22 protein-coding genes are annotated in these 24,185 nt (G+C 62.0%); 6 read left to right on the top strand and 16 right to left on the bottom strand.

Annotated features, from left to right (window positions below):
* From NKF25_RS16695 to proC, 10 genes are all read right to left on the bottom strand, one after another.
* A partial coding sequence (locus NKF25_RS16695) for an ATP-binding cassette domain-containing protein (RefSeq protein ID WP_253227789.1) occupies positions 1-367 on the bottom strand: 367 nt, incomplete at its 3' end.
* 10 nt (positions 368-377) lie between these two features.
* A complete protein-coding gene (locus NKF25_RS16690) occupies positions 378-1,367 on the bottom strand; it encodes an ABC transporter permease (RefSeq protein WP_253227788.1) in 990 nt (329 codons plus the stop codon).
* A 1-nt stretch (position 1,368) separates the two neighbouring features.
* Positions 1,369-2,370, bottom strand: coding sequence for an ABC transporter permease (locus NKF25_RS16685; RefSeq protein WP_253227787.1), 1,002 nt, complete (start codon positions 2,368-2,370; stop codon positions 1,369-1,371).
* A gap of 38 nt (positions 2,371-2,408) precedes the next feature.
* The gene (locus tag NKF25_RS16680; protein ID WP_253227786.1) at positions 2,409-4,070 is read right to left on the bottom strand and encodes an ABC transporter substrate-binding protein; all 1,662 of its coding nucleotides are present in this window, start codon (positions 4,068-4,070) and stop codon (positions 2,409-2,411) included.
* Positions 4,071-4,311: 241 nt separating this feature from the next.
* Entirely contained in the window at positions 4,312-4,749 is a 438-nt protein-coding gene (locus tag NKF25_RS16675) for a TRAM domain-containing protein (protein WP_253227785.1), read from the bottom strand.
* 224 nt (positions 4,750-4,973) lie between these two features.
* Positions 4,974-5,735: an SDR family oxidoreductase gene (locus NKF25_RS16670; RefSeq protein ID WP_253227784.1), complete on the bottom strand. Its 762-nt coding sequence runs from the start codon at positions 5,733-5,735 to the stop codon at positions 4,974-4,976.
* Positions 5,736-5,825: 90 nt separating this feature from the next.
* Positions 5,826-7,211 carry a glucoamylase family protein gene (locus tag NKF25_RS16665; protein WP_253227783.1) on the bottom strand — a complete coding sequence of 462 codons (1,386 nt, stop codon included), beginning with the start codon at positions 7,209-7,211 and terminating at the stop codon, positions 5,826-5,828.
* A 196-nt stretch (positions 7,212-7,407) separates the two neighbouring features.
* Positions 7,408-8,739, bottom strand: coding sequence for a glutamate-5-semialdehyde dehydrogenase (locus NKF25_RS16660; RefSeq protein WP_253227782.1), 1,332 nt, complete (start codon positions 8,737-8,739; stop codon positions 7,408-7,410).
* Positions 8,740-8,753: 14 nt separating this feature from the next.
* Positions 8,754-9,587, bottom strand: a complete 834-nt coding sequence (gene proB, locus NKF25_RS16655; RefSeq protein ID WP_253227781.1) for a glutamate 5-kinase — start codon at positions 9,585-9,587, stop codon at positions 8,754-8,756.
* The gene (proC, locus tag NKF25_RS16650; RefSeq protein ID WP_253227780.1) at positions 9,580-10,356 is read right to left on the bottom strand and encodes a pyrroline-5-carboxylate reductase; all 777 of its coding nucleotides are present in this window, start codon (positions 10,354-10,356) and stop codon (positions 9,580-9,582) included. Before proC ends, proB begins: the two co-directional genes overlap by 8 nt.
* A 177-nt stretch (positions 10,357-10,533) precedes the next feature.
* Between proC and NKF25_RS24260 the strand changes: the two genes are divergently transcribed.
* The 3 genes from NKF25_RS24260 to NKF25_RS16640 all read left to right on the top strand — a co-directional run bounded on the left by NKF25_RS24260 (position 10,534) and on the right by NKF25_RS16640 (position 12,889).
* Complete coding sequence (locus NKF25_RS24260) at positions 10,534-10,659, top strand: hypothetical protein (protein WP_256487635.1); 126 nt, start codon at positions 10,534-10,536, stop codon at positions 10,657-10,659.
* Positions 10,656-11,546 (top strand): FAD-dependent oxidoreductase, encoded by an 891-nt coding sequence (locus tag NKF25_RS16645; RefSeq protein WP_253227779.1) that lies wholly within the window; start codon positions 10,656-10,658, stop codon positions 11,544-11,546. The genes NKF25_RS24260 and NKF25_RS16645 overlap by 4 nt, the downstream gene beginning before the upstream one ends.
* A 164-nt stretch (positions 11,547-11,710) precedes the next feature.
* Positions 11,711-12,889 (top strand): M24 family metallopeptidase, encoded by a 1,179-nt coding sequence (locus NKF25_RS16640; RefSeq protein WP_253227778.1) that lies wholly within the window; start codon positions 11,711-11,713, stop codon positions 12,887-12,889.
* Between the two features lie 39 nt (positions 12,890-12,928).
* Here NKF25_RS16640 and NKF25_RS16635 read toward each other — a convergent pair whose 3' ends face one another.
* Positions 12,929-13,900, bottom strand: a complete 972-nt coding sequence (locus NKF25_RS16635) for a D-2-hydroxyacid dehydrogenase (RefSeq protein ID WP_253227777.1) — start codon at positions 13,898-13,900, stop codon at positions 12,929-12,931.
* Positions 13,901-14,031: 131 nt separating this feature from the next.
* On the opposite strand from NKF25_RS16635, the gene NKF25_RS16630 reads away from it, so the two are divergent.
* Positions 14,032-15,312: an amidohydrolase gene (locus tag NKF25_RS16630; RefSeq protein ID WP_253227776.1), complete on the top strand. Its 1,281-nt coding sequence runs from the start codon at positions 14,032-14,034 to the stop codon at positions 15,310-15,312.
* A complete protein-coding gene (gene ilvA / locus NKF25_RS16625; protein WP_253227775.1) occupies positions 15,309-16,577 on the top strand; it encodes a threonine ammonia-lyase in 1,269 nt (422 codons plus the stop codon). Before NKF25_RS16630 ends, ilvA begins: the two co-directional genes overlap by 4 nt.
* 15 nt (positions 16,578-16,592) lie before the next feature.
* On the opposite strand, the gene NKF25_RS16620 is transcribed toward ilvA, so the two are convergent.
* Together NKF25_RS16620 and NKF25_RS16615 are read right to left on the bottom strand one after the other, a co-directional pair.
* Complete coding sequence (locus tag NKF25_RS16620; RefSeq protein WP_253227774.1) at positions 16,593-17,930, bottom strand: aminotransferase class III-fold pyridoxal phosphate-dependent enzyme; 1,338 nt, start codon at positions 17,928-17,930, stop codon at positions 16,593-16,595.
* 64 nt (positions 17,931-17,994) lie between these two features.
* The gene (locus tag NKF25_RS16615) at positions 17,995-19,629 is read right to left on the bottom strand and encodes a BCCT family transporter (protein ID WP_253227773.1); all 1,635 of its coding nucleotides are present in this window, start codon (positions 19,627-19,629) and stop codon (positions 17,995-17,997) included.
* Between the two features lie 448 nt (positions 19,630-20,077).
* Here NKF25_RS16615 and NKF25_RS16610 point away from each other — a divergent pair, with 448 nt between their 5' ends.
* A complete protein-coding gene (locus NKF25_RS16610; RefSeq protein ID WP_253227772.1) occupies positions 20,078-20,731 on the top strand; it encodes a hypothetical protein in 654 nt (217 codons plus the stop codon).
* 43 nt (positions 20,732-20,774) lie between these two features.
* Here NKF25_RS16610 and NKF25_RS16605 read toward each other — a convergent pair whose 3' ends face one another.
* The 3 genes from NKF25_RS16605 to NKF25_RS16595 all read right to left on the bottom strand — a co-directional run bounded on the left by NKF25_RS16605 (position 20,775) and on the right by NKF25_RS16595 (position 24,076).
* Positions 20,775-21,164, bottom strand: a complete 390-nt coding sequence (locus tag NKF25_RS16605; protein ID WP_253227771.1) for a Rid family detoxifying hydrolase — start codon at positions 21,162-21,164, stop codon at positions 20,775-20,777.
* Positions 21,165-21,216: 52 nt separating this feature from the next.
* Positions 21,217-22,599, bottom strand: coding sequence for an aspartate aminotransferase family protein (locus NKF25_RS16600; protein ID WP_253227770.1), 1,383 nt, complete (start codon positions 22,597-22,599; stop codon positions 21,217-21,219).
* 115 nt (positions 22,600-22,714) lie between these two features.
* Complete coding sequence (locus NKF25_RS16595) at positions 22,715-24,076, bottom strand: NAD-dependent succinate-semialdehyde dehydrogenase (RefSeq protein WP_253227769.1); 1,362 nt, start codon at positions 24,074-24,076, stop codon at positions 22,715-22,717.
* Positions 24,077-24,185 lie beyond the last annotated feature (109 nt).

The raw sequence follows: 24,185 nt of genomic DNA, 5'->3' as shown, positions 1-24,185 counted from the left end.
CGGGATTCAGGCTCTCCATCGGGTCCTGGAAGATGATGGCGATTTCGGTGCCGCGGATCTGCTTTCGCATCTCCTCGTTCGACAGCATCTCCTCGCGTTCCCGCATCTCCCCGTCCGGGCCTTCTTCGACGCCGAACAGCAGTTCGTCCCGGAAGCGGACCTCGCCGCCGACGATTTCGCCCGGCGAATCTACCAGGCGAAGGATGCTCTGAGCGGCGACGCTCTTCCCGGCCCCGGATTCGCCTACGAGACCGACGATTTCCCCCTTTTTCACGTCGAAGGAGATGCCGTCCACCGCACGGACGACGCCCTCTTCGGTGAAGAACTGTGTCTTCAGATTATCGACTTGTAGCAGTGTTTCTGTCATATATCGTATATCAATTGTTGATTCGCGGATCGAGCGCGTCTCGCAGGCCGTCGCCGAGCAAGTTGAACCCCATCACGGTGGCGAGGATGGCCAGTCCCGGCCAGAGGCTGAACCACGGGTCGGGTAGCATGTAGCCCCGGGATTGGCTCAACATCTGGCCCCACGAGGGCGTCGGTGGCTGTGCCCCGAACCCGAGGAACGAGAGACCGGCGACGATGAGGATGCTGATGCCGACCTGTAGGGTCGCCTGCACGAGTACGGGTGCGAAGCTGTTCGGGATGACGTGGCGCAGGATGATGTTCCGATCACGCACCCCCGCCGCCTTGGCCGCTTCGATGTACTCCTCCTCGCGCACACTCACGACCCGCGAACGGATCAGGCGGGCGAAGACGGGTATCGTGGTGATGCCCACGCCGATCATCGCGAAGGTCAGGTCGCGGCCGAACGCGGCCATGAACGCGATGACCAACACGAGGAACGGAATCGCGTACAGCGTTTCAGCCAGCCGCATCAGTACGTCGTCGATCCATCCGCCGTGGTAGCCTGCGACCGCGCCGAGTATCGTCCCGCAGATGAGTCCGAAACCGGTCGAGATGATGCCGACCTGCATGGCGATGCGCGAACCGTAGACGAGTCGAACGAGGATGTCCCGTCCGCGGTGGTCCGTCCCGAGCGGGTACTGTGCCAGCCCCTTCCCGAAGACGTTGCTCGTTCCCATCGGGGGACGCAGAATCTTGGCGCTCGTCGGGTCGTTGAGCGGGTTGTGCCAGAAGCTGCTCACGATAGCGTAGTTGAACAGCTTCGCGTCGATCCACGCGAACGCCGCGAGAAACAGGATGAACCCGATGATGTAGAGGCCGATCCTCGCAGTGGTGTCCCGTCGGACCTGTTCGACCGTGTAACGCCATCCGACGCGGGCCTCGACTTTCGTCTCGCTCTCTTGCTCCTCGGTTCGCTGTGTTGTGCGGATGTTTTCCGTGCTTGTTTCTCCAGTTGCCATGTCAGTCCACCTCGTCGTAACTCACTCGTGGGTCGATGTACGCGTAGGAGATGTCGGTGAGAACGACACCGACGACGAACGTCAGGCCGAAGAAGATCGTCGTCCCCATGATCAGCGGATAATCCTGATTGTTGACCGCCGTAATGATGAGCCGTCCCATTCCGTTGATGTTGAACACCGTCTCGGTCAGCACCGCCCCGCCGAGCGCGGAGGTAAGCTGTAGCCCGACGACCGTAATGACCGGCAGTTGGGCGTTCCGAAACGCGTGTTTCCGGACGATCTTTCGTTCCGCGACACCGTAGGCGCGCGCCAGTTTCACGTACTCCTGTTGGAGCACTTCGAGCATCGAGGAGCGCTCGATACGCATGACTGCGGCCATCTGGAGCGTGCCGAGCGTTATCGCCGGGAGCAACAGATGAGTGCACGTCTGCCAGAGCACGTCCAGACGTGAGGACGCGTGTTCGACCGAACTCGGGTTCGCCCATGGAAGGACGAGACCCGTCGCAGGTAACCATTTCAGATAGTAGGCGAAGACGATGATGAGCATTAGCCCGATCCAGAAGTCAGGCGTGCTGACGCCGATGAGTGCGGCGATACGCGTGGCGTGATCGGTCGGTTGGTTGCGTCGATTCGCGGAGATGATGCCGAGCGGAATCGCCACGACCAGCGCGAAGGTGAAACTCGCCAGCATGAGCAGGAGCGTCACCGGAAGCCGCTGCATGATCTTCGTCGTCACGGGGACGCCTCGGTAGTAGATGCTCTCGCCGAGGTTGCCCTGTGCGACGGAAGTGAGATAGTGTACGTATCGCACCGGAAGCGGCTGGTTCAGTCCGTACTGCGCGCGTATCTGGTTTACCATCTCGGCGCTCGGTGACGGTCCGAGCATGATTTTGACCGGGTCCCCCGGAATCGCGTTGGTCAGCAGGAACGTGATCGTCACGATACCGAGAAGCACCGGAATAGCCTGTAATAAGCGTCGAATTGTGTAACGGAGGATTCCCATGTATATTGTCGTTGAATCGTATCGAAAGGGATGTCGCGTTATTGCGACCCGACGGACACGTTGGTGTACTGCGTCGCGAGGACGAAGCTCAACACCGGGTGTGCTTTGAATCCGTGCACGTCGTTTTTCATCCCGAAGCTGTTCTTCAGGTTGTACGCCGGAATGTGTGCTCGGTCCTCCAGCAGCGTGGTGATGGCCTCGGAGTAGAGTTTCTTCCGTTCGGCGTGGTCCGCGGACTTTCGCGCGTTGACGATTTTGTCGCTGACCTTGTTGTAGTAGGTCCCGTCGGTCGATCCGTGGGCGTCCTCCGTGAAGAAGTAGTAGAGGAAGTCGTCCGGGTCAGGTCCGCCGGACCATCCCAGCGTGTACATGTTGCAGTCGTTCGGGTCGCCCGAGACGTACTTGTCGAGGAACGCACCCCAATCGAGACGCTGGACTTTGGCGTTGTACCCGGCCTGTTTCATCCCGTTCGCGACCGTGATACCGAGCTGTTCGCGCTTGTCGTCCGGGGGAACGATGATCTTGGCGGTCCAATTGTTCGGAACTTCGTCCGCGTCGTCGAACAGCTGTTTCGCCTTGTCGATGTCCTTGCCGTGGGAGATCTTCTTCCACTTGTCGAGCGGGAAGTCCCACTTCTTCGTGATCTGTTCCGGCAGCGGACTGTACTGGCGCACGCCGGTCGGCTCGACGAAGTTCGAGATGGCCTGATCCATGTCGAAACAGTAGTCGATGGCTTCCCGAACTTTGGGGTTGGTCGTCGGCCCCTTCTTACAGTTGAAGGCGAGGTAGTAGTATCCCAACGCCTTGGTCGCCACGATGGACGAATCGCCCATGCTCTTGACCTGCTGCCAGAGCTTCGGCGGGATTTCCTCGATGACGTCGCTCTCGCCCGTTTGAAGGCTCGTCAAGCGCGTCGTCGGCTCCTCGATCGGTGTGTAGTGAACCTTTGCGAGGTTCGGGGTGAGATCGCCCCAGTAGTCGTCCCACCGGGAGATCTTGACGGATTTCCCTTCCTGCCAGCTATCGAACTTGAACGGTCCGGAGCCGACGGGCATCTTCTTGTTGAAATCTTTTTTGCTCTTCTCCCTGACCTTCTTGGGGACGATGGACCACGTCAGGGTGTTCATGAACGGACCGTACGGATACTTCAGATCGAACTGAACCGTGTGGTCGTCGACAGCCTTCACGGAATCGATCATGTTGAGTTCCGCCGCGTTCTCCGTCTCCTCCTTGACGGGTGCCTCGAAGGAGTACTTCACGTCCTCGGCCGTGACGGGGTCGCCGTTCTGGAATTTGGCGTCCGTATTGAGCTTCACGACGTACGTCTTCCCGTCGTTCTTGACCTCCGGCTTGTCGGTCGCCAACTGTGGAACCTGGTTGATTCCGGCGTCGTACGTGTACAATCCCTCGAAGATGCGGTCCGACACCTCCGCCGAGGGAACGTCGTTGAGAACGATGGGGTCGAATTCCAGCGGGCTTTTCACTAATGAGAGAGTCAGCTTGCTGTTTTTGTTCCCCGACTGAGATCCGCTTCCGCCATCGCTGGTGTTGTCACCGCCACCACCATCACCATCACCGCCAGACGAGTCGTCGTTCGAGCCACCGGTACAACCGGCAAGCGAGGCGATACCGACTGCTCCGACTCCCTGTAGGAGACGCCGCCGCTTTATTTTGTCCGGAATCGATCGAGAATCCGTCATGCTATCTTTTTCCATGATTATGGGTAGCATCCCCATAGGAGTAGACAGGGGATATAAAGGTTTACAAAATGAATGGTTATGCCGATATTTCTGTGGGGACGTTTTCGTTTTCACGTCAGATAGGCAGTTGCTCATGGAATGTCCAGAATATTTTTACCCAATAAACGATGGTGTACAATACATACCTATAAAAAAGATCATTGAAGCAGAACTTTCGGCATCCGAAAGCGAGTCGAAGAAGCTACTCGTAGTACTGCTTCCGCTCGACGACTTCGCTGAATGCGACGTTCTCGCTCACTTTGGTGATCTCGATCGTCACCCGGTCACGTTTCTCCGTGTCGGGAACGATGATGACGTAGCCGCGTTCGACCCGAGCGATGCCATCGCCCTTCTCACCGATGCCTTCGATTTCGACGGTTCGACGGTCCCCGACTTCGACCGGCGGCGAGGTGTGTTGGTGGTTCTCGGTTGGTTCGGGGGTCGACTCCTGCGGGTTCGTCGTCGCTGTGGCCGTTTTCGTGCGCTCCGAATCGGACCCGAGCAATGCGACACGATACGTTTCGTCATCGTCCAAGACGCCGTTATCCAGTTCCCGCTCTGGAAGCGTGAGATGATACGCGCCGTTTCGTTCTTCGATTTGTGCACTGAAAACGCAGAGCAACTCGTCAGGTATCTCCATTTGTTCGTTTCGAGACGGCGGGAACATAAGAACGTATGTGTATGTCGCCGGTTTCTCACGTCGGAAATCGGACACGGGATCGGGGACTGAAGGGGTGAGCGATGTTCAAAGTCGGGAGTCGGAGAAAACGCTGATACGGGAAAGTCGTGTTCCGATACGTCCGTGATCCCGTCGTAGACGGAGATAGTTCCGAGCGAAACGAACCTATTTCACCGGATCCCCGTTCACTGCACCGAGAACCCGCCGTCCACGACGAGTCCGTGACCGGTCACGAACGACGCTTCGTCGCTGGCGAGGAACAGGATCGCATCGGCGACCTCTTCGGGTTCCGCCAATCGGCCGAGCGGGTAGCGTTTCAGCATGAGTTCCTTCGCCTTCTCGGGGTCCGAGCGCGTCTCGAAGAACTGGTTTCCGAGTTCGGTGTTCGTGAACGCCGGGAGGACGGCGTTCGCGCGAACGCCGTCGCGGCCCGCTTCGGCGGCGACCGCACGGGTGAAGTTGAGGACGGCACCCTTCGTCAACGAGTACACCGACTGCATCGGCAGGCCGTAGAACGACGCCAACGACCCGACGTTGACGACGTTGCCCGACCCCTGTTCTTTGAGGTGCGGAAGCGCGGCCTGACAACCGTTCCAGACGCCGCGGACGTTGACGTCGAAGACGCCCTCGAAAACGGAATCGTCCACGTCCTCCGCGTACGCGGGGGGATGGCCGACACCGGCGTTGTTGACCAGAACGTCCAGTCCCCGTTCCGAGACGACTGCATCGACGGTGTTCGTGAACGCGTCGGCGTCCGTCACGTCGAGTTCGAGGAACTCCGCTTCGCCACCGGCGTCCTCGATGTCCGCGACGGTTTCCGACCCCGTCTCCTCGTTCACGTCGGTACAGACCACGAACGCACCTTCCTCGGCACACCGCTTGGCAGTCGCCTCGCCGATGCCCTGACCCGCACCGGTAATGAACACTGTTTCGTTTTGTAGCCGCATACAGAACGATTGTCAGGAGATAACTTGTTTCTTTTTATTAATGGAAGGTAAGTCGGCGGGCGAACCGGGAGACGCCCGTCGTAGACGTGCTCAGATGGAGAACTCCTCTCGTTCGAGGAGGTCCTCCGGACGTCGTCCGACGTCGCTCTCGTGGAAGTACTCCCTGAGGACGCCGTCGGTGAGGTGGTTGGCGATCGAGGCGATCGACATGCCCTGATCGAGCGCGTAGTACTTCTTCGTCAGTTCGCCGGTTTCGACGTTGACCGAGTCGTAGAACCCGTACGTTCCGTCGATTCCCATCCGTCGAAGACGGCGGACGTTCTCGTGGGCGGCGTGGGGCGCGTAGTCGAGGGCGAGGAACGTCGCGTGGGGCGTCACGATGGGACCGGGCGCGTAGTGATCCTTCCACGCTCCCTGTTGGGGGACGCCGAACGACCCGTAGCCGTCGGGCGTTCCGCACGGGGAGAGACCCCAGACGGGCCAATTCTGTGCATCCGCGAAGTCTCTCTGGACCTGCACCCAGCGTTCGTTGTTCAGTCCGAACCCGCGGGGGCCGAGTTCCCGCTCTTTGATGAACAGGGAGGGCATCAGCGCCTCGAACTGCGCGCCGCCCCAACTGGGGACGAACTTCGTTCCATCGTACTCGTAGTGCCCTTCGAAAACGTCGACGCTGTCGTACGTGCTCCACTCGCCGCTCGAACGCTGTTGTGTCCAGTCGGCGTCCGGCGTGTACGTCCGGCGGGGTCGCCACCAGTGCGTCTTCGGGATGTCGCCCATCCCGATGGCGCAGTAACTCGCGACTCGGGGTTCGCTGTTTATCATCCCGTACGTCCAGTCGTCGAGTCCGTTCTCGTAATCGTATCCGCCGATCAGTCGTCCGTTGTCCGGGTGATGAAACGGAGAGTAGTCCTGCGCCCGGACGAGGCGTCGCGCTCGCCGCCCGAGTTCGCCTCCGTACGCTTGGCCGACGATGGTCAGTGCGGCGGTCAGGTGGCCGTTATCCACCGTCGAGACGTACTTCGTCCCGTCGTGGGTCTCCATCCACGGCCGCCCGGTCCGGATGTCGTACCACCGGAGGAAGAGGCCGTTCCACGTCTCCACTGATTCCAACGTGGAGACGACGGCGTCCACGCGCCCCCTCGCTTCCCGTTCCGAGAGCACCCCGAGTTCGGCGGCACCGACCGTGCTGACGACGTACATCGCGATGTTCGACGGGGACGTTCGGTTCGACCGCCGAATCCCCTCGCCCGTCTCCTCCACGGTGTCGTCGGGAAGTCCGAGGTCCGAAGTGAACGCCTCGAAGAATCGATAGTGGTGACGAGCGATAGCGCGGAGTCCACCCCCACACCAACGGTCATCGTGCTTTCCCGCCCTTTCGTTCGCCGACGCCGTCCCGCCGACGGCGGCGATACCGAGCGCGCCGACCGCTCGGAGGAAGTTCCGTCGCTTGCCGCACCCTGTGTCATTATCAGTCATTACTTTCCCCACCTCGAATTGCGACCGCTACAAGAAATACGTTATTAGATCGAAAATATAATACCGGAAAAATTGAATTAAACTTCGGGTAGTAAAATGTCGCTCATGGGGTGAGTATCGTTCATCGGTCAAGTATCGTTAGTTACCGAACGTCGGAGAAAGTAGTGAAGACAGCGGCACGATACGTTTTCGAATCCTATCGGTCGGATAGCGAACCGGGGGTCCACTCTCCGTCGAACTCCTCGTGGACGAACGGTTTGGCGTCCTCCCCGGCGTAGGTCCCCACGACCTGTCCGTCGCCTTCGAGGAAGTACTGATAGGTCGTCAGGCCTTCGAGGCCGACGGGTCCGCGTGCGTGAATCTTCCCTGTGCTGATGCCGACTTCCGCGCCGAGTCCGTAACGGAACCCGTCGGCGAACCGGGTTGAAGCGTTGTGGAACACGCTCGCCGAGTCGAGGCTCCGCATGAACGTGCTCGCGCGGTCCCCGTTCTCGGTGACGATGGATTCCGTGTGTTTCGAACTGTACGCGTTGATGTGGTCGATGGCGGCATCGAGCGACTCGACGACCTTCACCGAGAGGATCAGATCACCGTACTCGGTGGCCCAGTCGTCCTCGCTCGCCGCCTCCATGGCGACGATGTCGCGTGACGCTTCGTCGCCGCGCAACTCGACGCCCGCTTCCTCGTATCGTTCGGCGATCACCGGCAGGAACTCGGCGACCACGTCCTCGTGGACCAGCAGGGTCTCCACGGCGTTGCACACCGCCGGATACTGCACTTTCGCGTCGTAGGCGACTTCCGTCGCCATCCCGAGGTCGGCCTCGTCGTCCACGTAGACGTGGCAGATTCCCTCCGTATGTCCCAAAACGGCGATGCTCGTGTTGTCCTGAATGTACTCCACGAACGCCGAACTGCCCCGTGGCATGAGGAGGTCGATGGAATCGTCCATGCCGAGCAACGTATCGACGTCCGCCCGTGCCTCGATGAGTTGTGCCCAGCCGTCGGGCATCTCGTCGGTAGCCTCCCGAATGATTTCGAAGAGGACCCTGTTCGAGTGACTCGCCTCGCTGCCGCCCTTCAGTATCACCGCGTTCCCGGACTTGAGGCTGAGCGCGGCGATTTGGACGAGGGCGTCGGGTCGCGATTCGAAGATGGTCCCGACGACACCGATGGGAACGGTGCGCTTGTACAGTTCGAGTCCTTCGTCGAGTTCTCGCGCCGTGAGCGTCTTCCCGAGCGGGTCGTCCTGCGTCGCGACGCTCCGAACCATCTCCGCGATGCTTTCGAGTTTCGACGGCGAGAGTTCGAGTCTGTCGACGAGGGCTCGGCTGTACTCCCCCGCGGCGAGACGCTCCTCCGCCTCGCGGACGTCCCGCTCGTTGGCGTCGAGGATTTCGTCCTCCCTCGCCAGGATGGCGTCGGCGATAGCGTTCAACGCCGTCGAGCGGTCGTCGTCGGTTCGCTGCGCGAGCGCGAGCGCGGCGGTCTGTGCTTCTTCGACTTTGGATTCGGTGGATTTCTCGGCCATCGTTTGTAGAGTGGTCAGTCGTCGAGCGCGTCGTCCGTCGGGACGAAAATCGTCCCGACCGGTTTTCCGTCGATGATTCTGTCTACGACGTCTTCCTTCGTGGATTTTGCGATGATCGCCGGGATTCCGTGTTCGCTCGCCGACCGTGCGCCGGACACCTTCGTCTGGATGCCGCCGAACTTGGCGGTCGAACTCCGGTCCACCAGTTCCTGGATTTCCGCGTAGTTGCGACCGACCGCTTCGATGCGTTCGGCCGTGGGGTCCTCCTTCGGATTGTTCGTGTACACGCCGCCGACGTCCGTGAGCGTCACCAGCAGGTCCGCATCCACGCCGATGGCGATGGACGACGACAGCATGTCGTTGTCGCCGATTCGTATCTCCTCGGTCGCGACGGCGTCGTTTTCGTTGATGATGGGCACGATACCCCAGTCCAACAGCGTTTCGACCGTGTTCTGGAAGTTGGTGAACCGTTCCGAATTGTCGAGGTCGTGTTGGGTCACCAGTATCTGGGCGACCTTTCGATCGTAGCGTTCGAAACTCTCCGTGTAGCGTCGCATGAGGTGGGACTGGCCCACGGTCGAGAGCGCCTGTGACTCCTCGACGGTGTCGTCCGGGTAGCCGACCCGGCCCTTCCCCGCGCCGACGGCACCGGAGGAGACGAACAGCACCTCGCTCCCGTTTTCGAGCAGGGCGACGGCGTCGTCGACGAGTTTGTCGAGTTTGTCGTCGTCGAGGTTCGACGTGTCGTCCGTCAACGAGTTCGTCCCGGCTTTGACGACGACGCGGTCGGCCGTCGCCGCCCGTTGCCGTGCCCGTTCGAGCGAATTTCGTTCGACGGTATCACTCATCGTCATAATCGACCATCAGCTCCTTGGATCGGTTTTCGGCGGCGGCGACCGACTCGGTGACGGTTCCCTCGACCGAACTGTCGCGGAGTACTTCCATCCCCTCTATCGTCGTTCCCTTCGGTGAGCAGACGGCGTCTATCAGGTCGGGAACGCTCTCGTCGGACTGGAGCACCGTCTCCGCCGCTCCTTTGAACGTCTGTGCGGCGAGCGTTCTCGCGTCCTGCCGACTGAGGCCGCCGTTCACTCCCGCCCGTGCCATGGCGTCGATGAAGTAAAAGACGAACGCCGGGCCGCTGCCGTTGACCGCGGTTGCGACGTCCATCGCCGATTCGTCGATTTCGACGACCACGCCGACGTCGTCGAGGAGTTCGTGGACGGTTTCGGGGATTTCGTCCCCGGCGATGGCCGCCGCCATGGTGCCCGACTCCGCCGCGAGGTTCGGCATGAGTCGGACCACCGTCGCGTCGGTCAACGGTTCGAGCGCGGTCGTCGGGACGCCCGCCGCGATGGAGACCAGTGTCTGTTCGGACGAGAGGTCGAGTTCGGCGACGATGTCGCCCACGAGATCCGGTTTCAGGGCGACGAACACGACGTTCGATTCGGTCGCCTCCGCGAGGTCCGTCGTCGTTTTCTCACAGTACTCCGACACCGCTTCCAGTGCATCCGGGTCCACGTCACAGGCAGTGACGACGTGATTTCCGCTTCTCGACAAGCCTCTCACGAGCGCACCGCCCATGTTCCCGCAGCCGACGACGCTGGCATGTACCATCGTATGTTGTCCCGTCGTCGTGACGATGACAAAACGGCGTTGGTTACGGCAGAGACTGCCGTTCGAGCGGAAGGTGTCGGAAGACAACGATAGCCGACCGATCGGGGCACCGATATCGGATCGATCGACCGACGGTCCGACCGAAACCTCTATAAAATTTTAGGCGAGCCTAAAAACATGGTAGGACATCCGACGGAACTCGGAGATCGCTCGGCCACGACGAAGCAATCGCCGCACCAGGATACGCGTGAAGTCCCGCGGTCGGACGACGGGACGGACAGCACCGCGGGGCGAGTTCGATGACCGACTACGACGTGGTCACCGTCGGCGGCGGTCCCGGCGGCAGTTCGGCGGGCGTGTTCGCCGCACGGTACGGCCTCGACACCGTCGTCTTCGACCGGGGGAACGCGGCACTTCGACGATGCGCGTACTTGGAGAACTACCTCGGGTTCCCCGCCGGTGTCGATATCGACACGTTCTACGAGTTGATGCACGCCCACGTCGAGGAGGCGGGGTGTGAACTGGTTCCGGACATGGTCGAATCCATCACCCAAGGAGAAGACGATTCGGCGTTCGTCGTGGAAACGCAAGAGGGCCGTAGCGTCACGGCGGACCGCGTCATCGCGGCCGCGTGGTACGACGGCGAGTACCTCCGACCGCTCGGCGGCGACGAGATGTTCGAACGCCACGAACACGACGGCGAGGAGCACGAACACTTCGATCCGGAATACGCCGATGCCGACGGCCGGACGCCCATCGACGGCCTCTACGTCGCCGCACCCGCCGGACAACGGAGCGTTCAAACCATCATCGCCGCCGGTCACGGCGCACACGTCGCGCGATGTCTGCTGGAGGACCTCCGAAACGAGGAAGGGTTCTCCGGCGGCGTCGCACCGCACTACGACTGGCTCCGCCGGAATTCGGAGTTCTCGGGCGACTGGGGCGACCGCGACCGCTGGCGCGAATGGTACGAGGACGAAGTCGAGGACGACCCGGATATCGACGAGGAGCGGTTCGAGGAACTGCGCGAGCGGTACATCGACAGCGCGTTCGAGACGCGCGTCCCCGACGACGCCGTCGAGGAACGCTCCCGACGCGGGGTGAGCCGCCTCGTCGAGACGTACGGGGCCGAACGCGTGCTGGACGCGTTGGACGACGAGGAGATACGGGAGTATCTGGAAGCGGAGTAGAAAGAATCGTCCCTTATCAGCGGTCGTGATCGTTGACGATGACGTCACCGGACGCGGCGCTCGCAGTCGTCGACGACGTGCACGGTTGTACACAACATTCGTTTTCTGCGTACACAAAAAAGTTAAACAGCTATTCCACGAACGTTCTGGTGAGTGCCGCTAGCATGCCACGAACAATCTTCGACGATACCGAGTACGAAACGCGTTTGGAACGAACGAAAGAGCGGATGCGCGAGGAGGAACTCGACGCGCTCGTCGTAGCCGACCCCGCGAACATGAACTATCTGTCGGGATACGACGGTTGGTCGTTCTACGTCCATCAGGCCGTCGTGGTCACGCTGGAACGCGACGAACCCGTATGGGTGGGCCGCGGTATGGACGCCAACGGCGCGCGTGCGACCACCTGGCTCGACGAGGAGAGCATTCTCCCGTACAGCGACGACTACGTTCACTCCCCGTACGACCTTCATCCGATGGATCACTTGGGGGAGGTCATCGAGGACCTCGACGCCGAGGACGGCCGCATCGGGTTGGAGATGGACGCCTACTACTTCACCGCGAAATCCTACACCCGCCTTCAGAAGAACCTCCCCGACGCCACCTTCGAGGACGCAACCCTGCTCGTCAACTGGATTCGAATCAAAAAGAGCGAGCAGGAACTCGACTACATGCGGGAGGCGGCGCGCATCTCCGAGGAGGCGATGCTCGCCGGACTCGACGCAATCGAGGAAGGGGTTCCCGAGTACGAGGCCGCGGCAGAAATCTACGACGGCCTCATCCGCGGTACCGAGGAGTTCGGCGGCGACTACCCGTCCATCGTCCCTCTGATGCCTTCGGGCGACCACACCGGAACGCCCCATCTCACGTGGACCGACCGCGAATTCGAGGACGGCGACCCCGTCATCATCGAACTCTCGGGCTGTCGGCACCGCTATCACTCGCCGCTGGCCCGGACGACGTTCGTCGGCGACCCGCCGGACGAGATGCAACGGCGGGCGGACGTGGTCGTGGAGGGACTGGAAGCCGCAATCGACGCCGTCGAACCCGGCGTCACCTGCGAATCTGTCGAGAAGGTCTGGCGGGACACCATCGCGCAGTACGGCCTCGAAAAGGAGGACCGCATCGCCTACGCGATGGGCCTCGGCTACCCGCCGGACTGGGGCGAACACACCGCCAGCATGCGGCCGGGCGACGAGACGATATTGGAAAAAGACATGACCTTCCACATGATCCCCGGCCTCTGGTTCGACGACTTCGGCGTCGAGTTGAGCGAGACGTTCCGCGTCACGTCGAACGGTGCGGAAGTGCTCGCGGACTTCCCGCGTCGGCTCTTCACGACGTGATCGGAAATATCAGCGAAGAATAAATCAGCGAAAAGTAACTCAGTTCGGTTCCGGGGCGAGAACCCCGTTTTCGAGCGCTTCGCCGGTTTCGAGGCGGTCCACGTTCCCCGCGACGATGTCCGCGAGACGGTCCCAATGGAGCGGCGTGTGTCCGCCCGTGTGCGGCGTGATGAGACAGTTTTCGAGGGACCACAGCGGGTGGTCCTCGGGGAGCGGTTCCGGATCGGTCACGTCGAGAGCCGCCCCGCGGATCTTTTCGGAGCGGAGTGCCGAAACGAGCGCGTCGGTATCGACGATTGGGCCGCGGGCGGTGTTGATGAGAACGGTGTCCGGCGACATCGTCGCGAACTCGGATTTTCCGATGAGTCCGCGCGTCGTCTCGGTGAGCGGGCACGCGACCACGACGTACTCGCTTCGGGAGAGGGCGTCGTGGATGGCGTCCTCGTCGAAGCCGACCACTTCGTCCGTCGGGCCGCCCTTCTCAGGCGTGTACCGAACGCCGATGGTTTCGACGTCGAACCCCTGAAGCCGTTGGACGATTTCCCCTCCGATGGAACCCAACCCGATGACGGTGACGGTGCTGCCGGTGAGTTCGCCGGACTGGAAGTGCCGCCATTCGCCGCGCTCCTTTCGTCGCCACCCCTCGTGGAGTCGACGGGCGAAGACGAGCATGTTGCCGATGGCCTGCTCGGCGATGCCGGGTGCGTGAATTCCACCGGCGTTCGTCACCGCGACGCCGCGGTCCGCGAGCGCGTCCATGGGAACGTGATCGGTTCCCGCGAAGGTACAGGCGAACAGTTCGAGTCGGTCGGCGCGGGCGAGCAGGTCCCGCTCGATAGTGATGCCGGTGACGACCCGCGCGTCCGCGACGAGTTCGCGTTCCTGCTTCGGCGTCGTGGCGTGCGCGACCGTTCGGTCCGGGAGGCGTTCACGCAACGCTTCGGCGTACGATTCCATCGAGAGTCCTTCCGTCCCCTCGCGGAGGACGACGATATCCGGGTTTTCGCTCATGGTAAACCACCGCGTCGAGTGACGCGAATCGATAATCGTACGATTGTTGGGACCCTATATTAGTCCTTTTGTGTAGTCGCTGTCAACGGAATGCGTTTACAATTAAGTGGGTGGGCGTGCCAGTACCACGCATGGCAGAGTCAATCCGTGATCGACTTTCGGACGTCCGACGGTCATTCCACCGGTACCCGGAACCCGCGTGGCGGGAGTTCTACACGACGCATCGTCTCGTCGAGGAGATTCGGGGCATCGGCGTCGACGAACTCGCCGTCGGCACCGACGTGTACGACAGCGACGAGCGAATGGCCGTTCCGGACGCCGACGAGGTTGAGGAATGGCAGGGACGGGCGCTCGAACGCGGTGCCGACCCCGACCTCCTCGAAAAAATCGACGGGGGAAACACAGGCGTCGTCGCCGTTCTCGACCGAGGTTCCGGACCCGTCGTCGGCCTCCGCGTCGACATCGACGGCCTGTTCATCGAGGAATCGTCGGAGGACGACCACGCGCCCGCCGACGCCGGATTCAGGTCCGAAAGGGAGGGGACGATGCACGCCTGCGGTCACGACGCACACATGACGTGGGGGCTCGCCACCCTCGAAGCCATCGCGGAGAGCGACTTCGACGGGAAGTTCGTCGCCTTCTTCCAACCCGCCGAGGAGGTGTCCGGCGGCGGTCACCCGATGGCCGAAAGCCGATTCGCCGACGACCTGGACTACCTGTTCGCCGTCCATGTCGGTCTCGACCACCCAACGGGAGAGGTCGTCGCCGGAATCGAACGGCCGCTGGCAATGTCTCACGTCGACGTGACGTTCGAGGGAACGACCGCTCACGCCGGGAAAGCGCCCCAAGACGGCGACAACGCGATGCAGGCGCTCGGGACGGCGATCCAAAACGCCTACGCGATTCCGCGCCACGAGGACGGGATGACGCGCGTGAACCTCGGATGGGCGGAGGCCGGAACGTCGAGCAACGTCATCGCCGATTTCGCCCACGTGGAGGCGGAAGTGCGCGGCGAGACGACCGAACTCATGGAGTACATGCAGTCCCGGTTGGACAGGACGCTCGAAACCGCCGCCGAGATGCACGGCTGTGACGTGGACATCGACGTCCGGAGCAAATCCCCCCGAGCGGATAGCGACCCGGAACTCGCCGAGGTGGTGGCGGACGTTGCACGGGACGTCGAGGGCGTCGAGACCGTGCTCCCGTCCGCGGACTTCGGCGCGAGCGAGGACGCCACGTTCCTGATGGAGCGCGTGCAGGAGGACGGCGGCCTCGCCACGTACCTCATCGTCGGGACGGACCATCCGACGAGCCATCACACGCCGACGTTCGACGTGGACGAGCGAAGCCTCCCCATCGGCGTGGACGTGTTGGTCGAATCGATACTCGCCGTCGCGGACGACGGGCCATGAACTCGGAGCGGACGGACGACCGGCCACCGGCGGCCGACGACATCGTCACCGTCGCCGACGTGCGGGAGGCCGACGAACGACTCGATGAGGTGGTCCATCGGACGCCGCTCGACCGTTCGACGACGTTCGCCGAGCGCAGCGGGGCGGCGTCGGTCGGACTCAAACTGGAGAACATGCAACGGACGGGGTCGTTCAAGAGTCGCGGCGCGTACAACACGATGGCGCAACTCCCCCCGGCCGAGCGCGAGCGCGGCGTCATCGCGTCGAGCGCGGGCAACCACGCACAGGGCGTCGCCTTCGCGGGCGGATTGCTTGACATCGACACGACCATCGTCGTCCCCGAGGTGACGCCGTCCTCGAAGATAGAAGCGACGCGGGGGTACGGTGCCGACGTCGTGGTGGAGGGTGACATCTACGAGCGGTCCTACGAGCATGCGCTCTCGCTCGCCGACGAGAAGGACCTGACCTTCGTCCACCCGTTCGACGACGAGGCGATAATCGCGGGACAGGGAACCGTCGGACTCGAACTGCTGGAACAGTACCCGGAACTGGACACCGTCCTCGTCTCCATCGGCGGCGGCGGACTTATCTCGGGAATCGCGACGGTTCTCAAGGCACACGACCCGGACATCCGCGTCGTCGGCGTCCAACCCGAGGGGGCGTTCCACGCCAAGCCGTCGCTCGAACGCGACGAGATTCACGAACTGCCGGACGTGGACACCGTCGCGGAGGGAATCGCCGACACGCGCTTGCTCGAAAAGACGTTCGCCGTCGTCCGCGAGCGCGTGGACGACGTGGTGAGCGTCACCGACCGCGAGATGAGCGTCGCCGTGACCCTGCTCGCCGAGCGGGCGAAAACCGTGGCCGAAACCGCGGGCGCAGCGCCGCTCGCGGCGCTGTGCTCCGGCGCGGTGGACGTGGCGGACGAACACGTCGCGGTCGTCGTCTCCGGCGGTAACGTGAACCTCGCCGAGCACGCCGAACTCACGCGTACCGGCCGAATGGAACTCGGCCGGTACGCGGAAGCGAACCTCTCGGTCGCCGACTGGCCGAGCGGTCTGGAGACGCTTACGGACACCGTCGATAGCCACGGTGCGGAACTGGAGGAACTGGAGCGAACGCGTCGAACGAACGCGGACGAACCGAACCGGACGCCGGTGAAAATCGGCGTGACGGGGAGCGGTCCGGAACAGCTTTCGTCAGTGTTGATGGCGCTGGATCACCGGAACGGAATCGCGGTCGTCAGCGATAGCCTCGACGGATAAAAATTGGACGTTCGTTCAGACCGCCGCGATGGCCTCGTTCAAAATCCCGATGCCGAGTTCGATTTCGCGCTCGGTCGAATCCAGCGGCGGAAGCAGGCGGATGGTTTTCTTCCCGCAACCGAGCGTGAGGAGTCCCCGTTCCAGCGCCGCCTGGACGACGGCGTCGCGTCGCTCCGCCGTGTCGAACTCGACGGCGAGCATCAGACCTTTGCCCCGCACGTCCTCGACGTGTGTCGGTGCGGCGTCGCAGAGCAACTCCTTGGCCTGCCGCCCGCGTTCGGTCGCGTTGCGGAGCAGGTCGTACTCCTCGATGGCCTCCAGCGTGAAGGTGCCCTGCATCGACGCGAGCAGGTCGCCGCCGCCGAACGTCGAACCCAGACGGTTCTTCTCGGCCGGGAAGAGGTCCGACCGAGAGATGGTCGCACCGGTTCGAAGCGCCTTCGCGCTGGCGATGACGTCCGGTTCGATGGGGTAGTGGTCCGAGGCCCACATCTTCCCCGTTCGACCGACGCCGGACTGTATCTCGTCGGCGATCAGCGGAATGTCGTACGTCGAACAGACGTCACCCACTTCCTCCATGAAATCGACGCTCGGGAATCGATACCCACCGACGCCCTGAACCGGTTCGATGACCATGAACGCGACCTCGTCGGGGTTGACGTGGCCGCCTTCGGGTTGGAGGGAATTTCGTAGCTGTGAGCCGTTGCCGGTGAAGAAGCCACAGTCACAGGAATCGTTACCGTCGTGTGCATCACAGAACGGGACGGTTCGAACCCCGGCGATTTCGGGGTAGTGTCTCGTGTACACCTCGTTCGAGCGGGTGATGGAGAGGGTGCCGAGCGTTCGCCCGTGGAAACTCCCGTCGAACGTGTAGGCGTACTTCGCGGCCGGGTTGTGGTCGTGGGTGATCTTCATCGCGTTCTCCATGGCCTCGGCCCCGGAGTTCGAGAGGAAGACGGTGTCCATTCCGTATTGGCTGGAAACGTCCACGAGTTTCTCGATGAGGTGACTGGACGCGGGGAACTCCGCCGTTTTCGGGTCCGGGCCATCGCCGAAGTAGATGTCCTGCCCGGCGATTTTCATCGGTTCGACCAGTGAGAACTCGCGCAGTTTGCCGAGAATCTTCTCGTTGTTGTAGCCAAGCGGTGCCGCGCCGATGTGGCAGGTAAAATCGAGCAACACGTTGCCGTCCACGTCGGAGACGAACGGGCCGTGCGACTCGCCCGTGATGTCCCAGACGAACTCGTGTGAGAACTCGCTCGGTGCCGCGTGTTCGGTATGAAAATCGATCCACCGCTCCGCGTTCGGACCGGGAAGTGTGGCCGCGTCGGGATATGCCGTGTCCCTATCCATACACAATGTTCGTATATCCCGTTATTAAAACTTGTTATCGTCAAGCGGTGACGGCCGTCACCGATCAGTCGTCGTCCTGACCGGCCACCCCCGGTGTGTCCGTCGTCTCCTCCCTCGTCGTCGGCGCGCCGATGAGCTTCGTGCGGTCCTGTAGGAGCACGCCGCCGGACTCCTTCTGGAACGTTTTGATGAGCCCGAGCATGGCGAGGAGACAGACGATTGCGAACGGTGCGCCGGTGATGATGGCGGCGGATTGCAGCGCTTCGACGCCACCGACGACCATGAGGATGGAGGCGACCGCACCCTGCGCCACAGCCCAGAAGATACGGTTGATGGACGAGGGGTGTTCCTTCCCGCCGGTCGTTATCATCGACACTGCCAGCGTCGAGGAGTCAGCGGAGGTGACGAAGAACGTCGTCACCAAAATCAGGAAGGCGACGAGCAAGAGCGGGCCGATGGTCGGTATCGCGTTGAACAGGACGAATCCCGAGACGGACGGGCCGAACTTGTCGACGGGGCCGAGCATGTGTGCGACACCGGAATTCTGGAAGATGACCGCGGACCCGCCAACGATGATGAACCACGGAACGGTGGCCATCGACGTGGCTCCGATTCCGGCGAACGCGACCTCACGGACGCTCCGGCCGCGTGAGATGCGGGCAATGAACAGCCCCGCGAACGGCGACCACGCGAGTGGCCACAACCAGTAGAAAACGGTCCACTGGTTGACCCATCTATCCCAGCTTGGTGGCTGAGACGCCTGCGTGTAGAGACTCATCCTAAAGAAGTCGGTGACGAACCGACCGAACGCTTGCGTTCCGAGGTCGAGGATGCGCAACGTCGGGCCGAAGATGAGGGTGGCGACCATCACCAGGAAGAACAGCACCATGTTGAAGTTCGAGAGCCACCTGATACCCTTGTTGACCCCGAGAATGAGTGAGGCGGTGAAAATCACGGTCATCCCGGTGATGATGAGGATGGTTCCGACGTCACCGAGTGCGATACCCCACCGGAAGTCGAGGCCCGTGATGAACTGGCTTCCGACGAATCCCAACGACGTGGCGACGCCACCGAGCGTCGCGAACACCGCGAGGATGTCGACGGTCTTCCCGATGTACCCGTCAACGTTGTCGGCACCGAGTATCGGCGTCAGTACGGCGGACACCCGGAGCGGGGCGTCGTAGTTGTACACGAAGTAACCGATGGCGAGGCCCATCACCGTGAAACAGGACCACTGGGTGAGACTCCAGTGGAAGATGGCGTACTCCACCGCGATGGGCATCGCCGCCGCGGATTTCGGTGGCGCGTCGTACAACGGTGGAACTTCCGCGAAGTGGCTCAGGGATTCGGCCGGACCCCAGAAGACGATTCCCGCCGCGAGTCCGGCAGAGTACATCATGGCGAAGTACGAGAGGTAGCTGTACTCCGGTTCTTCGTCACCCAACCTGAGTTTCCCCCACGGGCCGAAGATGAGGAACGCGAGGAAGAGCACGAAGGCCAACATCACCAAGAGGAAGAACCAGTTGAAGTACTGCTGAATCCAGTTCTTTATACCTAGGACGTAATCGTATGAGCCGGACGGATTCAGCACGAACGCGACGACGAAAATCAGCGTGAGAACGGCACCGAACACGAAAATCGTCGGTTCGATTTCGTCGAGGAACTCCGAGACGGCCCCCTGCTCGTCGGATTGGCTCATATCATCCCACCTCCGTTTCGTACGGACGGCGACGGCAGTTCAGGTCGCTCAACCCGTGTCTTCAGCGGCCGATTCATCGGTCTGCACACGTTCCGGTTGCACGATTTGTATCTCATGAGTAGTGTATGGTGGCATTGGCCGTGGTGCGCTATGACACACTTTTTAGCCATCGTGGATGACACCCATAAATATTACGGATATCGCTACTAGCGGTTACAAAATACGTTTACAAAATTGCACGGAGAACGTTAACTGTGTACGACAGTAACAGAACATATCATTGGTATGGTGTAACACGGTCGGGTGAAAAATAAATGATGAAAAAGCTTACTGATGAGTAATCATTTCGACCCGAATCGCCCCATAGTCCGGTTCGAGTCGCGTGATTCGATCGAACGTCGGGGCGTGGTCCGTAACCCTTAATCATGGTCGTACACAAAATCCGTTTATGACCGATGGTTCGGACGAGCAGGAGTCACGGGATAAACTCGCGTACTCCGCGGACCGGGACCGTGGCATCCTCACGCCGAGCGACAGGGAGTTCCTGATCGGACGGAAGTCCGACTACACGGAACACTCGAAGAAGCAGAAGCGGAACCGGATCCGCCGCCGCCTTCGCAACGCGATCCTCGATTTCACCATCCTCTTCGAACACCTCGAAGAGCGGGACCGCGAAACGGTGTTCAACCCCGACGATGACGCGCGGGACGCCTACACGCAGGGCATCACCGACATGCTGGCGTTCCTCCATCTCGGGACGATGGGCTACTACACGCCGTTCAAGGACATGCTCGCACAGGGCGTCAACGAGGCCGAGCAGGAACTGGCCGGGTCGGACTATCGCATGGTTACGGTAGACTTCAACGTCGAACCGGTGGGGCAAATCGACGTGGACGAAGTGATCGACAAACTCGAATTCGGCGACTTCGAGGAGATAACCGACGAGGAACTCCGGGCGTTCATCCGCCTCCTCACCGAATCCGAGGAGTTCTCTGCCACGTCCATGCGCTCGGAGATGAAAGAACAGATGAGCGCGTTCATCGAGAAGGTCAACGCCGCGACGGAACAGCGCGACCAGCGCGTCGAAGAACTGAACGACTGATTTTTTCTCGGTTATTCGAGATACCGGTTATCTGAGCTACCGGCTATCCGAGATACGCGACGGCGTCCATCTCCACCTCGACATCGCCCGGAAGCCGTGCGACTTCGACGCAGACCCGCGCGGGTGGCGTGTCGGCGAACCGTGCGCCGTACGCCTCGTTGACCGCGTCGTAGTCGTCGAGGTCCGTCAGGTAGACGGTCACCTTGACCACGTCGGAGAGGCCGTCGCCGCCCGCTTCCTCGACGACAGCGGCGATGTTGTCCAGCACTCGGTCCGTCTGGGTTCCCACGTCGCCCTCGACGTCGTCACCGGTTTCCGGGTCCACGGGGCCGTAGCCGGAGACGTACAGAGTCTCTCCGGCGCGAACGCCCTGCGAGTACGGGTTGTCGTTGCGCGGTGCATCCTCCGTTACGATTCGGTCGGTGTGGCTCATTGGTAGGGTTCGAAAACGTGTGCATTTGGGTCCGAAAACGTGTCCCGGCGATTCAGGCGACCTGTTGTTGTTCCTCGCTCACGTGCTGGACCGCTTGGACGATGACGTCCATCGCGGTTTCGGCCAGTCCCTCGGTGAGGACGAGCGGCGGAAGGAGGCGGAGCACGTTTCCGTGTCGTCCGGCCTTCCAGACGAGAACGCCGTGTTCGTAGCAGTAGTCCTGAATCGCGTCCACGATGTCGCTGTCCGGGTCGCCGTTCGCATCCACGAACTCGGTACCGACGAACAGCCCTTTGCCACGGACCTCGCCGATGACGTCGGTCTCCGTCGCCGCGTCCTGCAGTCGGCCGCGGATGTACTCGCCGAGGTCGCGTCCGTGCGCCAGCAGGTCGTGGTCCTGGATATATTCGATGGCACGCGTCCCGGCGCGCATGGCCACGACGTGCCCGCGGTACGTGCCCGCGTGGTCGCCCGGCCCCCACGTGTCGAGGTCCTCGTGATAGATGGTCGCCGAGAGCGGGAAGCCGACGCCGCCAAGCGCTTTGGCCGTCGTCATCGCGTCCGGCGTGACGTCGTACCACTCGTTGGCCCACCACTGGCCGGTGCGGCCGAGACCGCACTGGATCTCGTCGAAGACGAGCACGACGTCGTTGTCGTCCGCGATCTCGCGCAGGCCGCGGAGGAATCCCTCGGGTGGCGTGATGACGCCGCCCTCGCCTTGGATCGGTTCCACGAAGATTCCCGCCGGGTTCGCCAACCCGCCGTACGGGTCTTCGAGGATCGCTCGGACCTCTTCGAGCGCGTGGTCCACCGCTTCCTGCGGCGTCTTGTCCTGTCCGAACGGGTGGGGATACGGCGCGTGGACGACGTCCGAGAGGAGCGGCGTGTAATCGCCTTTGAATCCCTTGTTCCCGGTGAGGCTCATCGCGCCGCTGGTCGCGCCGTGGTACGCCCCGCGGAAGGCGATGAGGCCGTCGCCGCCCGTGTTGTGCTTGGCGAGTTTTATCGCCGCCTCGATGGCGTCGCTGCCGGTCGGTCCGCCGAAGACCACCTTGCTGTTACCCTGAAGTCCCGCCGGAGCGATTTCGTCGAGTTTCTCGATGAGTTCGAGACGGGCCTCGCTCGGGAAATCGACGGTGTGAACGAGTTTGTCCGTCTGTTCGTGGACCGCTTCGAGCACGTACGGGTTCGAATGCCCGACGTTCAACACGCCGATACCGGCGAACATGTCGATGAACGTGTTGCCGTCCGCGTCCCGAACCGTCGCGCCCTTGCCCGATTCGAACGCGATGGGGATGTCGTTCGGATACGAAACCGCGCTGCTGTCGATCTCGCGCTGTTTGTCCAACAGTTCCCGGGTGTTCGGACCGGGAACGGTTCCGACGTCCGGTGCGTCTTCGAAATGAAGTTCGTCTATCGGTGGACTCGACGTCATACGCGATACCATGCGAAACAGTTATAAATAATTTGTCCACGATTATCATAGAAGCCATAAACAGAAATTGAAATTTTTGCCGGGATGCCTCGACCGAAACGGACCGTCCGCGCGATTATTCGACCCAGATCGTCTTCCGGTTGACGAACTCCTGAATGCCGATTTCGGAGAGCTCACGACCGTATCCGGACTCCTTCACGCCGCCGAACGGGACGCGAGGGTCGGACTTCACGAGTTGGTTGACGTACACACAACCGGCATTGATTCGACCGGCGAGGCGGTCGCCGCGGTCCCGGTCCTGCGTCCAGATGCTCGCGCCGAGTCCGAACTCGGTGTCGTTCGCCGTTTCGATGGCGTCCTCCTCGTCGGTCGCGCGATACACCGAGGCGACGGGGCCGAACAGTTCCTCGGTGTCGGCGGGAGAGCCTTCGGGGATGTCGGTGAGAATGGTGGGCGGATAGAACGCGCCTTCCCTGTCGAGCGGTTCGCCGCCGATTTCCACCGTCGCACCGGCGTCCACGCTCTCCTCGACCTGCTCGTGAAGTTCCTCCATCAGGTCCACGCGCGCCTGCGGGCCGATGTCGGTGTCGTCGTCCATCGGGTCTCCGACGGTCAGCGCGTCGAACTCGTCCACGAGTCGGTCCACGAACTCGTCGTAGACGTCGTCGTGAACGATGAACCGCTTGGCCGCGATGCAGGACTGGCCGCTGTTCTGGTTACGCGCCCACGCCCCGGTCTCCGCGGCGTCGTCCAAATCCGCGTCGTCGAGCACGACGAACGGGTCGCTCCCGCCGAGTTCGAGGACGGTCTTTTTCAGGTGTTCACCGGCCGTCGAGGCGATGGCCCGACCCGCGGGGCCGCTTCCGGTGAGGGTCGCGGCTTTCACCCTGTCGTCGGCCAGCAGGTCCTCGACGGACGAGGAGGGGAGGAGCAGGGATTGGAACACGCCCTCGGGGTAGCCCGCGTCGCGGAAAATCTCCTCGATTGCCTTCGCACACCCCGGCACGTTGGAGGCGTGCTTCAGGATACCGACGTTCCCCGCCGTGAGGTACGGGGCCGCGAACCGGAACACCTGCCAGAACGGGAAGTTCCACGGCATGACTGCCAGCACGACGCCCAGCGGTTCGTAGGACGTTTTGGCCGCGGAACCGGCGGGGCTCGGGTGGTAGTCGTCCCCGAGGTACGCGTCGGCGTGTTCCGCGTAATGGTTGCACAGCCATTCGCACTTCTCGATTTCCCCTCTGGCCTGCGAAATCGGCTTGCCCATCTCCCGAGTCATCAACTCGGCGTACTTCTCCGTGTTCTCGCCGAGGATGTCCGCGACGTTGGAAAGGAGCAACTCGCGTTCACGGAGCGGACGGGTCCGCCACGATTCGTAGGCGTCCATCGAGGTTTCGAGTCCTTCTTTCGCATCGCCGATATCGTCGTCTTCGTACGTTTCGATCCGGTCGCCGGTTGCGGGATTGATGACGTTCATGGTCTGTGTTCGTTGATGCCGTCAACGATTATCGTGTGTATGGTGGCATAAAAGTACTGCCGCCGGAAACCGGTTCATGGATTCGATCGCCCCAAAAGATCAGTTCGTC

Source organism: Haladaptatus sp. AB643, assembly GCF_024136975.1.
GTDB lineage: Archaea > Halobacteriota > Halobacteria > Halobacteriales > Haladaptataceae > Haladaptatus.
Note: the sequence above shows the minus strand (reverse complement) of the source record. Positions and strands in the feature narration are given on the sequence as shown.

Excerpts from the sequence above, each read along its gene's own strand:
- NKF25_RS16615 (WP_253227773.1), bottom strand. The coding sequence starts at position 19,629 with ATGAGCCAATCCGACGAGCAGGGGGCCGTCTCGGAGTTCCTCGACGAA.
- NKF25_RS16630 (WP_253227776.1), top strand. The coding sequence starts at position 14,032 with ATGGCAGAGTCAATCCGTGATCGACTTTCGGACGTCCGACGGTCATTC.
- NKF25_RS16665 (WP_253227783.1), bottom strand. The coding sequence starts at position 7,211 with ATGACTGATAATGACACAGGGTGCGGCAAGCGACGGAACTTCCTCCGA.
- NKF25_RS16690 (WP_253227788.1), bottom strand. The coding sequence starts at position 1,367 with ATGGCAACTGGAGAAACAAGCACGGAAAACATCCGCACAACACAGCGA.
- proB (WP_253227781.1), bottom strand. The coding sequence starts at position 9,587 with ATGAGTGATACCGTCGAACGAAATTCGCTCGAACGGGCACGGCAACGG.
- NKF25_RS16635 (WP_253227777.1), bottom strand. The coding sequence starts at position 13,900 with ATGAGCGAAAACCCGGATATCGTCGTCCTCCGCGAGGGGACGGAAGGA.
- NKF25_RS16645 (WP_253227779.1), top strand. The coding sequence starts at position 10,656 with ATGACCGACTACGACGTGGTCACCGTCGGCGGCGGTCCCGGCGGCAGT.
- NKF25_RS16660 (WP_253227782.1), bottom strand. The coding sequence starts at position 8,739 with ATGGCCGAGAAATCCACCGAATCCAAAGTCGAAGAAGCACAGACCGCC.
- NKF25_RS16680 (WP_253227786.1), bottom strand. The coding sequence starts at position 4,070 with ATGACGGATTCTCGATCGATTCCGGACAAAATAAAGCGGCGGCGTCTC.
- NKF25_RS16675 (WP_253227785.1), bottom strand. The coding sequence starts at position 4,749 with ATGGAGATACCTGACGAGTTGCTCTGCGTTTTCAGTGCACAAATCGAA.
- NKF25_RS16600 (WP_253227770.1), bottom strand. The coding sequence starts at position 22,599 with ATGACGTCGAGTCCACCGATAGACGAACTTCATTTCGAAGACGCACCG.
- NKF25_RS16670 (WP_253227784.1), bottom strand. The coding sequence starts at position 5,735 with ATGCGGCTACAAAACGAAACAGTGTTCATTACCGGTGCGGGTCAGGGC.
- ilvA (WP_253227775.1), top strand. The coding sequence starts at position 15,309 with ATGAACTCGGAGCGGACGGACGACCGGCCACCGGCGGCCGACGACATC.
- NKF25_RS16610 (WP_253227772.1), top strand. The coding sequence starts at position 20,078 with ATGACCGATGGTTCGGACGAGCAGGAGTCACGGGATAAACTCGCGTAC.
- NKF25_RS16605 (WP_253227771.1), bottom strand. The coding sequence starts at position 21,164 with ATGAGCCACACCGACCGAATCGTAACGGAGGATGCACCGCGCAACGAC.
- NKF25_RS16595 (WP_253227769.1), bottom strand. The coding sequence starts at position 24,076 with ATGAACGTCATCAATCCCGCAACCGGCGACCGGATCGAAACGTACGAA.
- NKF25_RS24260 (WP_256487635.1), top strand. The coding sequence starts at position 10,534 with ATGGTAGGACATCCGACGGAACTCGGAGATCGCTCGGCCACGACGAAG.
- NKF25_RS16620 (WP_253227774.1), bottom strand. The coding sequence starts at position 17,930 with ATGGATAGGGACACGGCATATCCCGACGCGGCCACACTTCCCGGTCCG.
- NKF25_RS16640 (WP_253227778.1), top strand. The coding sequence starts at position 11,711 with ATGCCACGAACAATCTTCGACGATACCGAGTACGAAACGCGTTTGGAA.
- NKF25_RS16685 (WP_253227787.1), bottom strand. The coding sequence starts at position 2,370 with ATGGGAATCCTCCGTTACACAATTCGACGCTTATTACAGGCTATTCCG.
- proC (WP_253227780.1), bottom strand. The coding sequence starts at position 10,356 with ATGGTACATGCCAGCGTCGTCGGCTGCGGGAACATGGGCGGTGCGCTC.